The 15764-nt window shown below is 37.3% G+C and carries 14 protein-coding genes; 9 read left to right on the forward strand and 5 right to left on the reverse strand.

The annotated features are described in order from the left end of the window. The first annotated feature begins 7 nt into the window (after positions 1-7). The 5 genes from BLW28_RS09550 (at position 8) to BLW28_RS09565 (ending at position 6569) form a co-directional block, all read left to right on the forward strand. On the forward strand, positions 8-1138 hold the full coding sequence (locus BLW28_RS09550) for an efflux RND transporter periplasmic adaptor subunit (RefSeq protein ID WP_073218324.1): 1131 nt from the start codon (positions 8-10) through the stop codon (positions 1136-1138). Between the two features lie 9 nt (positions 1139-1147). Further along, a complete protein-coding gene (locus BLW28_RS09555) occupies positions 1148-4294 on the forward strand; it encodes an efflux RND transporter permease subunit (RefSeq protein ID WP_073218321.1) in 3147 nt (1048 codons plus the stop codon). A 12-nt stretch (positions 4295-4306) separates the two neighbouring features. Further along, positions 4307-5698 (forward strand): efflux transporter outer membrane subunit, encoded by a 1392-nt coding sequence (locus BLW28_RS09560; protein ID WP_073218319.1) that lies wholly within the window; start codon positions 4307-4309, stop codon positions 5696-5698. Between the two features lie 143 nt (positions 5699-5841). Beyond that, entirely contained in the window at positions 5842-6084 is a 243-nt protein-coding gene (locus tag BLW28_RS16060; RefSeq protein WP_262481108.1) for a copper homeostasis protein CutC, read from the forward strand. Continuing rightward, a complete protein-coding gene (locus tag BLW28_RS09565) occupies positions 6081-6569 on the forward strand; it encodes a copper homeostasis protein CutC (protein ID WP_262481109.1) in 489 nt (162 codons plus the stop codon). The genes BLW28_RS16060 and BLW28_RS09565 overlap by 4 nt, the downstream gene beginning before the upstream one ends. A 33-nt stretch (positions 6570-6602) precedes the next feature. Here the strand turns inward: BLW28_RS09565 and BLW28_RS09570 are convergent, their stop codons facing one another. Both BLW28_RS09570 and BLW28_RS09575 read right to left on the reverse strand, forming a co-directional pair. Next, complete coding sequence (locus tag BLW28_RS09570) at positions 6603-7073, reverse strand: CYTH domain-containing protein (RefSeq protein WP_073218316.1); 471 nt, start codon at positions 7071-7073, stop codon at positions 6603-6605. A gap of 45 nt (positions 7074-7118) precedes the next feature. Continuing rightward, positions 7119-7817: an NAD(P)H-binding protein gene (locus BLW28_RS09575; RefSeq protein WP_244885845.1), complete on the reverse strand. Its 699-nt coding sequence runs from the start codon at positions 7815-7817 to the stop codon at positions 7119-7121. Positions 7818-7892: 75 nt separating this feature from the next. On the opposite strand from BLW28_RS09575, the gene dinB reads away from it, so the two are divergent. Further along, complete coding sequence (gene dinB, locus BLW28_RS09580) at positions 7893-8996, forward strand: DNA polymerase IV (RefSeq protein ID WP_073218310.1); 1104 nt, start codon at positions 7893-7895, stop codon at positions 8994-8996. Positions 8997-9044: 48 nt separating this feature from the next. Further along, a complete protein-coding gene (locus BLW28_RS09585) occupies positions 9045-9806 on the forward strand; it encodes an SH3 domain-containing protein (protein ID WP_073218307.1) in 762 nt (253 codons plus the stop codon). Positions 9807-9931: 125 nt separating this feature from the next. Here the strand turns inward: BLW28_RS09585 and BLW28_RS09590 are convergent, their stop codons facing one another. Then, positions 9932-11422, reverse strand: a complete 1491-nt coding sequence (locus tag BLW28_RS09590) for a phosphatase PAP2 family protein (RefSeq protein ID WP_083540715.1) — start codon at positions 11420-11422, stop codon at positions 9932-9934. Positions 11423-11740: 318 nt separating this feature from the next. Here BLW28_RS09590 and BLW28_RS09595 point away from each other — a divergent pair, with 318 nt between their 5' ends. Then, positions 11741-12835 (forward strand): mechanosensitive ion channel family protein, encoded by a 1095-nt coding sequence (locus BLW28_RS09595; protein ID WP_073218304.1) that lies wholly within the window; start codon positions 11741-11743, stop codon positions 12833-12835. A gap of 68 nt (positions 12836-12903) precedes the next feature. Further along, the gene (locus BLW28_RS09600) at positions 12904-13845 is read left to right on the forward strand and encodes a YeiH family protein (RefSeq protein WP_073218301.1); all 942 of its coding nucleotides are present in this window, start codon (positions 12904-12906) and stop codon (positions 13843-13845) included. Between the two features lie 93 nt (positions 13846-13938). Here BLW28_RS09600 and BLW28_RS09605 read toward each other — a convergent pair whose 3' ends face one another. Together BLW28_RS09605 and BLW28_RS09610 are read right to left on the reverse strand one after the other, a co-directional pair. After that, positions 13939-15327 (reverse strand): NAD(P)(+) transhydrogenase (Re/Si-specific) subunit beta, encoded by a 1389-nt coding sequence (locus tag BLW28_RS09605; RefSeq protein ID WP_073218299.1) that lies wholly within the window; start codon positions 15325-15327, stop codon positions 13939-13941. A 139-nt stretch (positions 15328-15466) separates the two neighbouring features. Then, entirely contained in the window at positions 15467-15763 is a 297-nt protein-coding gene (locus BLW28_RS09610) for an NAD(P) transhydrogenase subunit alpha part 2 (RefSeq protein ID WP_073218296.1), read from the reverse strand. Position 15764: the final 1 nt, after the last annotated feature.

The following is a 15764-nucleotide window of genomic DNA, read 5'->3' on the forward strand; positions in this document are numbered from 1 at the left end:
TATTCATATGAAAAAAATACAATTCACCTATTTGCTTTCCGGTTTGGTGTGCATTAGCCTATTATTTGTAAGTTGTGGCGATGATAAAAGTCAAGCACAGAGAGGGCCGCAGGCATTGCCTTTTCCTGTTATTACCATACCTTCACAAACAGTAACCGCCTACACAACCTATCCAACTAGTTTGGAAGGTATAATAAATAGTGAAGTTCGTGCAAAGGCTTCTGGTTTTATTACTGATGTATTGGTAGACGCGGGTCAAAAAGTTAAAAAAGGACAAACCTTATTTAGATTAGAGACGCAAACTTTGAGTCAGGATGCGGCGGCTGCTCAAGCAAATGTAAATGCCGCTCAGGTTGAGGTTAACAAATTAAAACCACTAGTTGAAAAGAATATTATTAGCAGTGTTCAATTAGAAACCGCAAAGGCTAAACTAGCGCAAGCACAAAGTAGTTATAACGCTATTGCCGCAAATATTGGGTATGCAACAATTAAAAGTCCTGTTGACGGATTTGTAGGTGCAATTAACTTTAGAGAAGGAACATTGATAAGTCCTACTTCACCATTACCGCTCACTACCGTTGCCGATATAGACAAAATTTACGCTTTCTTTTCGCTAAATGAGAAAGACTTTCTCGATTTTATAAGTAACGCCAAAGGTGAAACTATGGATGAGAAAATTAAAAACATGCCTAAAGTTCGTTTGGTCCTAGCCAATGGAAGTCTTTTTGAGCAAGAGGGGACAATTGAAACAATTAATTCGCAAGTGAATCCATCTACAGGAACAGTTTCATTTAGAGCGATTTTTGATAATCCAGGACATATACTTTCAAGTGGTTATAGCGGGACAATTCAAATCCCGAAATTATATACTGATGCTACTGTTGTTCCAGCAATGTCAACTTTTGAAAGACAGGGTCTTACGTATGTTTATAAGGTGCAAGGAGATACTTTGGCTACATCAAGTTCTATAAATATTCTTGATCGTGTTGATAATATAATAATAGTAAAAGACGGAATTGCTCCGGGCGATAAAATTGTTGCAAAAGGAGTAGGGAAGTTAAGAGATCAGTCTCCTATTATTGCGCAACCAACAGAATTCGACAGCATTGCAAAAGGATTACAAAAAGTATTCAAATAAGAAGAAATTATGATCAAAAAGTTCATCGAACGACCCGTATTATCGAGCGTTGTTTCCATCATCATATTAATACTGGGAGTGCTTGGAATTGCAACACTGCCCACTACACAATATCCCGAAATTGCGCCACCAACAGTTCAGGTTTCTGCCAATTATCCAGGTGCAAATGCCGCTACAGTTCTTGAAAGTGTAATTGTACCTATTGAAGAGCAAATTAATGGAGTAGAGGGAATGACTTATATTACTTCTACAGCCAGTAACAACGGTAGTGCGAGTATTACCGTGTTTTTTGACCAAACCGTAGACCCAGATATTGCTGCTGTAAACGTTCAAAACCGTGTTGCACGGGCTAGTGCATTGTTGCCTTCAGAGGTTACACAATCGGGAGTAATTACTCAAAAGCAACAAACTAGTGCATTGATGTTCTTAACTATGTATTCAGAAAATGAAGACTACGACGGAACATACATTCAGAATTATTTGAACATAAACGTTCTTCCCGAATTAAAAAGGATTGACGGCGTTGGAGGTGTTAACGTTTTTGGAGGTAAGGACTACGCAATGCGTATATGGTTAAAACCTGAAAAACTTGCTGCTTATAAGCTCGAACCTGCAGATATTACTGCTGCAATTAGAGAACAAAGTAGAGAAGCCGCAGCCGGGTCTTTGGGACAAAACAATGCTGAATCTTTTGAATATGTACTAACGTATAGTGGTCGATTTAAAGATGCATCACAATACGAAGATATCGTTATTAAAAGCTTAGGAAATGGAAAATTCTTAACGCTTAAAGATGTAGCAGATGTAGAATTGGATGCGCAAAACTATGGTTCCATTTCATTTACAAACGGAAATCCTGGAGTAAGTATGGCTATTTACCAAACATCAGGGTCAAACGCTCAGGAAATTATCCGAACGGTGCACAAAACTTTTGGAGAATTAAAGAAAGACTTCCCGCAAGGAATAACTTATATCGTGAATTTCGATTCAAACGAATTTCTTGAAGCTTCTATCAGTAAAGTGGTTCATACCCTTATTGAAGCCTTTATATTGGTATTTATTGTAGTATTTATATTTCTACAAGATTTTAGATCTACTTTAATTCCTGCAATTGCGGTTCCTGTTTCAATTGTTGGAACTTTCTTTTTCCTTAATCTATTTGGGTATTCTATAAACCTTCTAACGCTATTTGCACTTGTTCTAGCCATTGGAATTGTGGTAGATGATGCCATTGTTGTGGTCGAAGCGGTTCACGCCAAACTTGAAGAAGGCGCCAAAACCGCATTAAAAGCAACTCACTCTGCAATGGACGAGATTTCAGGCGCTATTATTTCTATTACACTTGTAATGGCTGCAGTATTTATTCCTGTAACCTTTATTACAGGGCCAACAGGGGTTTTTTACGAACAGTTCGGGGTAACATTAATAGTCGCAATTGTAATTTCAGCTGTTAACGCACTTACACTAAGTCCCGCTTTATGTGCTATTTTCCTAAAATCGCACGATGAGGAAGTTAAGAAGAAGAGTTTAATGGGAAGGTTTTTCAGTAAGTTCAACACGGCATTTGATGTAACTACTAAAAAATATGTACGCTCATTAGGCTTTCTTTACAGACACAAATGGATGAGTGTTGTGTTTTTAGTAGCTTGTATTGTAGGAATTGTTTGGGCTTCAAATACCACTCCAACAGGGTTTGTTCCCGATGAAGATAGAGGGTTGATTTTCGCCGATATCGAATTACCACCTGGAGCGTCGTTAGATAGAACCGTTGCGGTATCTACAGAACTTGGTGAAAAAATTAAAAACCTACCTGGTGTTAGTGATTTTTCACTAGTAAATGGCTTCAGTATTATTAATGGTTCTGGAAGTAACTTCGGAATTAGCTTTATTAAACTAGACAATTGGGACGATAGAAAAGATGAAAGTAAATCTGTTGAAGCGCTAATTGGTCAGCTCTTCGGAATTGCTGCCACTATTCCAGATGCTAAAATCCTCTTTTTTCAGCCTCCAAGTGTACCCGGATTTGGTGCTTCATCTGGTTTTGAAATGAAAGTATTGGATAGAGCTGGAGGTAGTTTTAACGATTTGAGTGAAGTGACGCAAAGCTACTTGGGCGAATTGTCTAAACGTCCAGAAATTATGTATGCTCGATCTTCGTTCAATACAGAATATCCACAATACGAAATTGATATTGATGTAGCCAAAACTAAAGAAGCTGGTATAACTATTAGCTCGCTCCTTACAACGTTACAAGGGTATATAGGAAGTATCTATACAGCCGATTTCTCTAAATACGGAAAACAATATCGTGTTTTTGTACAATCCTTACCAGAAGATAGAGCTTCTGTTGGTAGCTTAAATCAGATGTTTGTTCGAAATGCACAAAATGAAATGGCACCAATTACTGAGTTTATAAGCCTTAAAAGGGTGTATGGGCCACAATCGGTTACTCGTTTTAACTTGTTTAACTCGGCAAGTGTTAACGGGGCTGCAGCACCAGGATATTCTTCGGGAGATGCTATTAGAGCAGTTCAAGAAGTAAGTGAAACCGCATTGCCGCAAGAATATACAGTAGCTTTCTCTGGACTTACGCGTGAAGAGATTTCTGCAGGTAACCAAACAACTTTTATTTTCGTTTTAGTGTTATTGTTTGTTTACTTCATTCTAGCTGCGCAATATGAAAGTTATTTAATTCCATTTTCAGTGATACTTTCCGTACCTATTGGAGTATTTGGCGCCTATATGGTTACAAAGTTTGCGGGCTTAGAGAACAACGTTTTCTTCCAAATTGCACTTATCATGCTCGTCGGGCTTCTGGCTAAAAATGCAATTCTAATTGTAGAATTTGCTTTACAACGACGAAGACATGGATTCTCCAGGATGGATGCCGCTTTTGAAGGAGCTAAATCGAGACTACGACCTATTTTGATGACATCATTTGCCTTTATCATTGGATTATTGCCATTGGTATTCGCAACTGGAATTGGAGCTCGTGGTAACAAAGCTATCGGAACAGGTGCTGTTGGTGGATTATTGATTGGAACTATTTTCGGGGTTTTTGTAATCCCTATTCTGTATATCTTCTTCCAATGGTTGCAAGATAAAATGAATAAAACCCCAGACACTTTTGAAGTAGAAGTGAAGGAGGAAAACTAAAGAATTCAGGATATGAAATTTATAAAAATTAGTTTAGTATCTCTTGTATTTCTTACGCTTCAATCCTGTTTTGTTGCGAAGGATTACAGTAGACCACAAGTTGTTGTTGAATCAGAAAGATTTCGAACAGACCAATTGCCACAAGACAGTTTATCTATGGCAACGGTCTCTTGGAAAGAAATTTTTACAGATCCTATTCTTCAAGATTACATTGAAGAAGGGTTAAATAACAATATGGATATTCGCATAGCCTTACAACAAATAGCTATTGCCGAAGCGTATGTGAAACAAGGAAAAGCGGGATATTTTCCAACCCTAAACCTAAATGCAAGTGCGGCACACCAACAATTTTCAGATAACGGACAGTTTGCAGGACAAGCTTCATCTGCAAACCAATTTGAAGTCGCTGGAGGCCTTTCGTGGGAAGCCGATATTTGGGGCAAAATTAGAAGTACAAAACGTGCTTCCGATGCTACTTATTTGCAAAGCGTTGCAGCGCATCAGGCCGTAAAAAGTAGATTAGTTGCCAATATTGCAGCTACCTATTTTCAGCTTTTAGGAATCGACGAACAAATTCGCGTAACCGAAGAAACCATTAGAACTCGTACCGAAGGTTTAGAAACAACCATAGCGTTAAAGGATGCGGGTATTGGAAATGAAGCAGGAGTAAAACAAACTGAAGCGCAATTGTATACAGCAAAGGCTATTTTAATCGATTTAAAAAAACAATCTCGCCTTGTTGAAAACACATTGTCGATTTTATTAGGGAGCGCACTGCAGCAAATTAAAAGAGGAACGCTAGATGCTCAAAGTATCGATATTCCTTTAGAAACTGGTATTCCAACGCAATTGTTGAGCAACAGGCCCGATGTAATTGCCGCAGAGTATAGTTTAATAAATGCTTTTGAACTTACCAATGTTGCACGTAGTAGCTTTTACCCTTCATTAACGCTAAATGCTAGTGGCGGATTACAAAGTTTAGAACTCGATAAACTTTTTAATGTGAATTCACTTTTTGCGAGTGTTATGGGCGGTTTAACGCAACCTATTTTTAATAGTAGAAAAATAAAAACTCAATACGAGGTTTCACAAGCAAGACAAGAACAAGCTTTATTAAACTTTAAATATGCTTTGCTCATTGCTGGAAAAGAAGTTTCCGATGCCATGTATTCAATAGAAGCTGCAACAGAAAAAATAACAGTTAAAGAAAGCGAAAACGACGCTTATAATTTGGCGACGGACTATTCAGAAGAATTATTGGACAATGGTTTAGCTACCTATTTAGAAGTGTTAACATCACAAGAGCGCGCGCTAAACTCCAGTCTAGATTTAGTTGCTGCAAAAAACAACCGCTTACAAGCTATAGTAGATTTATACGAAGCCCTTGGTGGCGGATGGAGATAAAAATTTGTTCATTTGGTTGATTAGTTGTTTGGTTAGCTGCCCTGGCGATTTTTTGCTGGGGCAGTTATTTTTTGGTCCATATTTTATTGTTCTTCACTGAAATTGAACTAGTTTAGATGCACTTCACCTAAATGGTTCATTAAATGAATATTGAAATTTGCGCCAATAGTTTTGCAAGTGCCAAAGCAGCTCAAGATGCAGGTGCGCACCGCATTGAATTGTGTACAGAACTTTCTGTTGGTGGCTTAACTCCCTCTCACGGATTAATAGAAAAAGTAATCGACGATTTAGATATTCCTGTTCACGTATTAATTCGTCCGAGGAGTGGCAATTTTACTTATTCTGAAGAAGAAATTGATGTAATGTTGAAAGATCTTGCCTTTTGAAAAAAATAGGCTGTGCTGGAATTGTAAGCGGAATTTTAAATAATGAGAATGAAATCGATTTTGAAAGAATAAAACGACTAGTAAATGCTTCCGAAGGAATGGAGTTCACCTTTCACCGAGCGTTTGATTGGGTTGAATATCCGTTACAAGAACTCCAAAAGTTGATGGATTTAAAAGTAAACAGATTGCTTTCCTCAGGTCAAAAATCAACTGCGGTTCAAGGGATTTCTCTATTAAAGAATCTTAAAGGTTATTCAAAAGGTAAAATAGAAATTATGCCTGGAAGTGGAGTGAATATTGAAAATGTTTTAAAGTTTAAGAAAGCCGGTTTTAGTAGTATTCATATGTCCGCAACTATCAAAAAGCAAGTGCTTTCGCAAAAGCCAAAAGTTGCAATGCACAGCGATGCGTTTTTTGAGGAAGGAATTATTGCTACATCAGACAAAGAAACAATTCAAAAAATGATTCAGCTTCTATCACAGTAATATTGCCAACTGCAACTGCCAATTGCTACTTTTTCATTGCCATTTTTGAAACGGATTCTTACTCAAATTTGAATTATAATATTTCACTTCACCCGTAACTTCCCTTCCCAACCAAGTAGGTTTTAAAAAAGCTTCATCTTCCGATTTTAGTTCAATTTCGGCTACAATCAAGCCTTCATTTTCACCCAAAAACTCATCAATTTCAAATATATGATCTCCGTTTCTAACTTCAAAACGGTTTTTGTCTATCGTTCCAGGTTCACAGAGTTTTAGTAGTTCTTCAGCTTCTGCCAGTGAGATTTGTCGCTCCCATTCAAACCGAGAAACACCAGTGGCATTCGGCTTACCTTTAACCGTAATAAAGCCTTGTTCGCCGTGGATGCGAATTCGGACAATGCGTTCGGGATTCGAATTCAAAAATCCTTGTACAATACGAGCCTGTTTAAAAGCTTCATTCTTGAAATCTTCAGAAGTCACTAAAAATTTACGTTCTATTTCTTGCATTTTGAAAGTTGTTTACCCTGCAAGGCTATAAAAACTTTGTAGGTTTTATGCGGCAATTTCTTTTATTTTATCTGAAGTAATACATTTTTCAGAATATCCTTCTTTCGCCAAAATTAACATCGCTTGAGCAATGATTTCGGCTTTTATCACTTTATATTTTTTCGGAATTAAAAACCCGAAAGCTTTCATAACTATGCCGGCTATTTTTTCGCCAAATCTAGATTCGTTTCGGTCACCATCTATTAATGCGGGTTGAAGAATGTATGTTTTTTCAATACGCTGTTTTAATACATCGCGCTCCATTTCGCCTTTGGTTCTATTGTAGAAAATGCGGCTGTTTTCATTAGCGTCCAAGGCTGAGATAACGATAAACGATTTTATGCCATTTTCTTTAGCGAGTTTTGCCGCTGAAACTGGAATGCCGTAGTCAATCTTTCTGTAGGTTTCATCATCGGGAGTTTTGGCTTTTGTTGTTCCGATACAACAGAATACCACATCGGCTGTAAAGTCCTTGGAGTGTTTTTCCAACTGGAATAAATCGATTAAATGTTCTTCGACTTTGGGACTGTTTTTTCCTGCCGAACTGCGAGAAAAGAGTTTGATTTTATCAAAAGAATCATCTTCGATTAATCTGTATAATAAAATACTTCCAGTTAAGCCTGTTGCGCCTAAAATAATTGCTGTTTTCATAGTATAAAGATACCTACAAGGTTTTGAAAATTGTACTGGAAGTTGGGAAAACATCTAAGGAAGGGTTTAACCTAAAAGGTTTTTGAAACCTTTAGGGTTTGAGAGTCTCCAAGATAGTATTTTTACAACATGTTGGAAGCGCACCAAATCCGAAAAATAATCCATATAGACATGGACGCATTTTACGCGTCTGTGGAACAATTGGATAACCCCGAATTGGTTGGAAAGCCTTTAGCCGTAGGAGGTAGTGAAAAGCGTGGTGTGGTGGCTGCTGCAAGTTACGAAGCAAGAAAATTTGGAGTTCGAAGCGCAATGAGTGGTGTGGCAGCCAAACGGAATTGCCCAGATTTAATTTTTGTGCCGCCACGTTTTGACCGTTATCGTGAGATTTCAAATGAAATACGAAAGATATTTTTTGAATACACAGATTTGGTTGAGCCCCTTTCGCTTGATGAAGCCTATCTGGATGTTACCGAAAACAAAAAAGGAAATCCCAGCGCCACTATGATCGCAGCGGAAATTCGGAAGAAAATTAAAGATAAAACTGGATTGAACGCTTCTGCCGGAATTTCGATCAATAAGTTTGTAGCGAAAATTGCGAGTGACATCAATAAGCCGAACGGACAGAAAACCCTTTCACCAGAAGAAGTTATTCCCTTTTTAGAAACGCTAGATGTTAAAAAATTCTTTGGTGTAGGAAAAGTTACAAAGGAGAAAATGTATCGTTTAGGAATTTACACGGGTAAGGATTTAAAAAGTCAGACTTTGGAATTTTTAACTGAGAACTTCGGAAAAAGTGGAATCCATTATTACAATGTGGTGCGTGGAATCCACAATAGTAAAGTAAAACCTTCGCGTATACAGAAATCATTGGCCGCCGAACACACTTTCTCGGAGAATATTTCTTCTGAAATTTTTATGATGCAGCGTTTAGAAGAAATCGCAATGGAAGTAGAGGATCGCTTGCTCAAACGAAAGCTGGCAGGAAAAACCGTAACCTTAAAAATTCGGTATAGCGACTTTAGTATTCAAACCCGTAGCAAAACTGTCCCACTTTTTATCGCTTCAAAGGAATTGATTTTGGAGGTCGTTAAAGAATTGTTATATCAGGAAAAAATGAAGGAGTCGGTACGGTTATTGGGAATTTCTATTTCGAACCTAAATAATGAAATTTCAAAGAAAAAGGAGGTTCTAAAAGAATCAATTGACGTACAACTCAAACTTGAATTTTAATTATGTAAAAAAGCTACTTATCTTTAAACTAATTTAAAACTCCAAATTATGAAGACCGTAGCTATCTCCATTATTGCCCTTGCAGGTTTCACTATTCTTTTTTCCTGCAAAAATGAAGTCAAAAACAACGAAGAAAACCAAACTGTCGCTGCCGATACCATTCCGCAACAAACAGTTCAGGAATATATGTACGTTACGGCTGTTAGCGGATTAACCTTGCGCGAATATCCAAATTTGCAAAGTGAAAAGTTGGTTGTAATGCCGCTTGGAACGAAGGTTAAAATTATTAATGCCGAAGGAAAAACCACTATGAATGTGGGTGGAATTGATGGCGCAATGGACGAAGTTGAGTACAATAATCAAAAAGGATTTGCCTTTAATGGTTTTATGTCGAAATTTTTTCCTCCTGGAGAAACTGCTGTTGCAAAGAATTATTCAGAAGAATTAAAAAAGGATTTTCCCAGCGTGGAATATTCTGAAACCAATGGCGGCACGGCAAGTAAACCTACAAAAACCGAAACTCTAATTTTGCCAACAGACAAATGGCACGAAGCGTTTTTTATGGCACAGCAACTTTTTAACATTCCGAAAGCGTTTGCTTTTCCCAATCCAAAAGGTTCAAATAATGAGACACAACAAGACGGAAACAAAAAGAAAAACGATTTTATAAGTGAATTACAAATTTCTAGAAATGCAAACCAACTTCAGAAGATTGTTTATAATTATAAAACCACTGGATATGGGTTTATAGTTACAATTTCAGAGGATGCTAAGGGTATGAAACTAGAAAAAACTGAGGTTGCGGATTAAGGTGAATCCAAATATTCTAACTTTTGAGCAATCCTAACTTTGACAAAGTTAAAAACCGCGATAGCTCGAATCTAACAATTAAAAAATAATGAATCTAGATTGTTTTTCACCTACCTAGAAAGGCATTAAAAAAACGCAATCACCTTTGCTCCAATAGCCCAATAACTAAAATCATTGGTTTCGATACTCGAAGATGGGTTTGGATCATCTGGGTCGGAATCGTCATACATAATTTCAGTGTATATAAAATCAGGTTTGGAATAGGTGTAATCAAAGTAGCCGCTTAATCCAATTCGTTTGGTAACCATCCTTGTTATAGCGATACCTGCTGTGGTTTTAAAAGCGTTTTTTGGTTTGTAAGACAAAAGCTCCAATTCGTTTTCTACCACATTATCGTCTTCATCTACCTCGGTTAATGCCAAGGATACTTTTCCGGAAGCACCAATGGCTACACCGGCATTTAGTTTTGCTTGTAAAAGCCAGTGGTCGCTAAGAAAAGCGGTGTAATTGGGTCCAAGCATTACATTCATTACGCCCATAGACTGAGTAACTATAGAGGCGTTGAATGATCCGAGATCGTCGTCATATTGAAAAATATCTTCAGTAGAAATAGGGAAACTAGCAACCGAGAATTCAGCTCCAATTCCCCAATTGTGAGAAAAATAATATGCTCCTTCCAAACCTATTTCAAGTCCGGCTTTAGATTTTACACCAATTCCAAAATTGTCGACCAAATTGCTTATAGAATTTGCCGAGCCAACCTTAAGGCTTAAAAACGATGGTTTTGAAAGCGGATCTTTTTTATACGGCACATGTTCGTGATCTCCGTCGTTTTTATAAAACCTGTCCACTATAAAATATCCTAATTCCGTCGAGAGTATTCCTATTCCCATTCCGGCCAAAACATCAGAAATCCAATGGCGATTGTTAAGGTTTCTTCCCAATGCCGTAAAGGTGCCTGCGGAATACCCGGCGATACTGTAAGCTGGATTTACAAAACCATATTCCTTGTCTAAAAAAGCGGCATTCATAAAAGCATTGGAGGTGTGTCCTGAAGGAAACGAATTGTTTGTGCTGTTGTCAGGACGTTCTACTTTTGCAGTGTGTTTAATTGAATTTACTAAAATCGCCATAATTGCTGCGCTTGTAGCGTATGAAATAGTAGTTCTGCCTATATTATTTCTTCCCTTAACTCCAGCTAGTTTTAAAGTGTAGACCGCTGCCGCTGGTGCGTATTGTATGTAATCATCGTACTTATTCTCAAAAGTGGGGATATACCTGTTGCGTAATTCCCTTATTTCCTTTCTGCTTCCCCAAGTAGCAGCACTGGCTCCAAAAAAAACTAAAGGAACAAAACCAATTTGTGCCGCATCGGTTTCAAAAAAGGACTTTTTATCTGGCGTAGTAAAATCAGTGGTGTCTTTTTGCTTTAGTGATATAAATTGTTCAGTGTATTCATTGGTAGCAAATCCGTTTTTGTTCGCTAATAAAGATGGTCTTTGAAAATTAAATAAGACGGTGTCCGATTTTTCAAAAGCTAAAGAATTTTCAAATTGTCCAAATACCGAATTTCCAATTATTAATGCAGTAAGTAAGAGTATTCGTTTTATAAACATTAATGTTTTGGTTTAGAAGGTTAAATTGAACGATAAATATATATAATTTTCAATTGGAAAATAATCAAAAATGAGTCTCTTACATTATTTTTATTAGAATACATCGTAATATGTTTTAACTAAGTAAATTATTCATTTAAAGTAGCTGCCTTGTACAATTGCTATTTATCTTTGTACGTCCTTTTTACTTGATAGTTTTAGTGCGCCAGAATAATTTGGACACTAGGTGTTCTGTAAAAAAAATAGTACGTTAAATATAGGAAATAGGGTGATTGAGTTTAACGGTAATACTTGATTTTTGGAACCTAATTATACATCATGATTGAATTTTTTGAAACATATAAATCTGAGTTGCTTTATGCTTTCTTGGTAATTTGTGGAGTCGTACTATTATGGTTTTTAACAAACGTTGCCTATAAATGGATTTTAAAAGAAGATCAGAAAAAATTTCGTGGCTTACGGCCTACTTCACTTAAACTTGTTAAGCGAATTATCAATTCTATTTGGCTCGTTTTAGCAACGATGATAATACTGTCTTTGTTTTTTAATGAGTTTTATGGAGAGCTTCAAAATAATTTCCGCCTCATTCTTTATATCGGTGTTGTTTCAATTGTTACTATTTTATTGGCTTCCTCGGTTAATATTTGGTTTCGAGTTAGGGCCGAACAAAAAGCTTTATTAAACGAAGATCCAACGGTTTTAAAGTTCATGCGGTACGTGGCAGTTTTTGCCGTTTATCTAGTAGGACTGTTATTTATTCTTTTGGCAATTCCAGCATTTAAAGGAGTTGCGCAAACTGCGTTAGGAGGTGCAGGTGTTATAGCGCTCATAGCTGGGGTTGCATCGCAAGAAGCTTTGGCGAATTTAGTGGGAGGTGTGTTTATTATTTCTTTTAAACCCTTTAAAATTGGGGATATAATAAAACTATCTGATTCTATGGTTGGAACTGTTGTCGATATAACGCTTAGGCATACAGTACTGAGGAACTTTGAGAATAAAATGATCGTTATCCCCAATGCGATGATAAATAAGGAGAAATTAATTAATTACGATTTAGACGATTTAAAAATTTGTGAACGTATTGAGATTGGGATTTCTTATGATAGTGACATAGATCTTGCAAAAAAAATTATGCGAGAGGAATGTGAAAATCATCCGTTGCTCCTAGACAATCGAACCGCTACAGAAATCCTTGACGGAAAGCCAAAGGTTAGAGTTGCGCTTACTTCGCTTAATGAATCCTCGGTAACCATACGTGCGTGGGCTTGGGCTCATAATTATTCTGATTCGTTTAGTATGCGATGCGACTTATTGGAAAGTATTAAAAAACGTTTTGACAAAGAAGGTATAGAAATTCCATTTCCGTATAGAACAGTTGTCTTCAAGGGAAACAAAGAGCAGCAAACTTTATAAATAATTATGTTTGTAATTAGTACCCAAAACTTCGGAATGCAATACTGTAAATTTCACCGGTTTTTGAAATGAAAAAAATTACAATTGATAAACCTACCCTTACAAAAGTCCTTTTTGTAATCATTATGGCACTCTGTATTTTAGGGTACATAAGCAGTCCGGTGGCTTTAGTTGGAGGATTTCTATTTTCTTACTTTTTGGGCAATCCTTTTATGCAACTAAACAGCAAGGCTGTTAGTTGGCTTCTGAAAATTGCCGTGGTAGGACTGGGCTTTGGAATGAATCTATCCGAAACTGTAAATGCTGGAAAAGACGGATTTTTATTAACCATTTTTTCAATTGCCATCACTTTAATTCTAGGTTATTTCTTAGGAAAAATGTTGAAAATGGATCGCAAGGGCAGTCATCTTATAAGTTCTGGAACTGCTATTTGTGGAGGAAGTGCAATTGCTGCTGTTGCTCCAGTGATAAAAGCTTCGGAAAAGGATATTTCAATTTCCTTGGGAGTAATTTTTCTATTAAACTCTATTGCTCTTCTGGTTTTTCCGCCGTTAGGACATTTGTTTAATTTGAGCCAGCACGAATTCGGACTTTGGTGCGCCATTGCCATTCATGACACAAGTTCGGTTGTAGGTGCGGCATTTACTTTTGGAGAGGAAGCTTTGAAAGTGGCAACTACGGTAAAATTAGCACGTGCGCTTTGGATAATTCCACTTTCGTTGCTTTCAGTATTTCTATTTAAAGGAAAAGGGAAAAGCGTGAAAATTCCGTATTTTATCTTCCTTTTTGTTCTCGCAATAGTATTGAATAGTTATTTGCCAATTCCTGAAATAATTACTCACGGAATTACGAGCATTTCAAAATCGTTGTTGGTGTTAACGCTTTTCTTGATTGGAGCTGGACTTTCTATTGACAAAATAAAATCTGCCGGTTGGAAGCCGATGATTCTAGGTATTTCACTTTGGATTTTTATTTCTGTTAGCTCCCTCTTAGCAATTATTTCACTTTAAGTTCTGAAGGAGAATAACTAAAATTCTGTAAACTCTGTAACTCTTTGGTGATTTTTTCACCACAAAGACACAGAGCACACAGAAGATAATTATTTAGATAAGCTTCAACTGGTTGATAATTTCTTGAAGTGAAATCTTAGCATCTCCAAAAAGAAGGCTACAATTGTCCATTTCGAATAGGTCGTTCACCACACCTGCATAACCCTTGCTCATTCCTCGCTTCATTACAATTACTTGCTTGGCCTCGTGCGATCGAATTATTGGCATTCCATAAACTGGGCTGTCAGGATTGTTTTCGGCTGCTGGATTTACCACGTCATTGGCACCGATAACTAAAACTACATCGTATTGCGACATTACCTCATTTCCTTCATCCATTTCCTTTAAACGAGAATAATCAACATTGGCTTCAGCTAAAAGCACATTCATATGTCCAGGCATACGGCCAGCAACAGGGTGAATTATATAATCGACCGTACAATCTCGTTTTTCTAATAATTGCTGCATTTGGGCGCAGGTGTGTTGCGCCTGAGCAACTGCAAGACCATACCCTGGAATAACGGCAACCTTTTGCGCAAACGAAAGGGCTAGTGCGGTTTCAGATACGCTTATTTCTTTAATTTCTTGATCTTCTTCAGAAACGGCGCCAGTACTCTTTTTGAATTTTCCAGCCAAAACCTTCATCAAGGAACGGTTCATCGCTGTACACATAAGTAAGGTTAAGAAAATACCTGCCGCTCCAACAAAAATCCCACCAGCAATCATTACTTTGTTTCCGTAAACGAGCCCTGTGAAAGCTGTTGCTATACCTGTAATACTGTTTAATAATGATATAACCACGGGCATATCTGCACCACCAATGGGAAGAACAAATAGAACTCCATAAATCATCGCTAAACCTGCTAGGGCAAAAACAAAAGGTGCAAAACCAATAGGAAGTAACCCGAAAAAGTAGATTACCGGTAACAGAATCATTAACAATAGAAGAATTCTAGCCGAAAAAACAACACCCATGGTTCGATAATCTTTTACTTTTCCTGCTAGTTTACGCTCGGCAATGATACTGCCAGTAAAGGCTATTGCTCCGGTTATTAAACCAGCTATGAGTAGAATTTGTGAAGTCAATTCGGTTTCTTGTAGGTGCATTGGATTCGCTTCTACTAAACCCAAAAGCATGGCGCATCCACCACCTGTAGCATTAAACAATGAAACTAATTGCGGCATCCCGGTCATTTCAACTTTATCGGAAAGTCGTTTTCCTACAATCGTTCCTATTGCGATTGCCGCAAGCATTATGATTAAGTTTGTATACGGAACCGTTTCGGTATAACCTGCTACAAAAGTTAGCACGACTGCCATTACCATCCCTATTGCGGCGATGAGGTTTCCTGTTTTGGCATTTTTAGGAGAACTCATAAACTTGAGTCCTAAAATAAAAGAAAGAGTTGCTAATAAATATCCTATTTCGATAATTGCTTCCATCGGAGGGTGTTTTCTAAACTTGCTATTGGCAAGCGGTTGGTTGATTTAATTGGGTTGGTTGAAATTTGCTAAATTGAAATTAAAGCGACACTTTTCATAGTTTAATTATATAGAAAAGAACTGCATCTTTAACCGTAAATTATTTTTTGGGACTAAACATTTTAAGCATACGCCCAGTGACAAAAAAACCACCAGAAATATTTAAAGTCCCCAAAAAGATAGCGATTCCGCCCAAAGTTAAATTGAGGTAATCATCACCTGGAATTTGCAGCATCATATAGACAGCACCTACCAAAATCACCCCGCTAATTGCATTTGCACCCGACATTAAAGGGGTGTGCAAAATGGAAGGAACATTGGAGATTACTTCTATGCCAATGAAAATACAGAAAATTACAAAGTAAATTTCTTGGATATGTTGATTGATGAAATCCATA

It is taken from the genome of Aequorivita viscosa (assembly GCF_900106795.1).
Classification (GTDB): Bacteria; Bacteroidota; Bacteroidia; order Flavobacteriales; family Flavobacteriaceae; genus Aequorivita; species Aequorivita viscosa.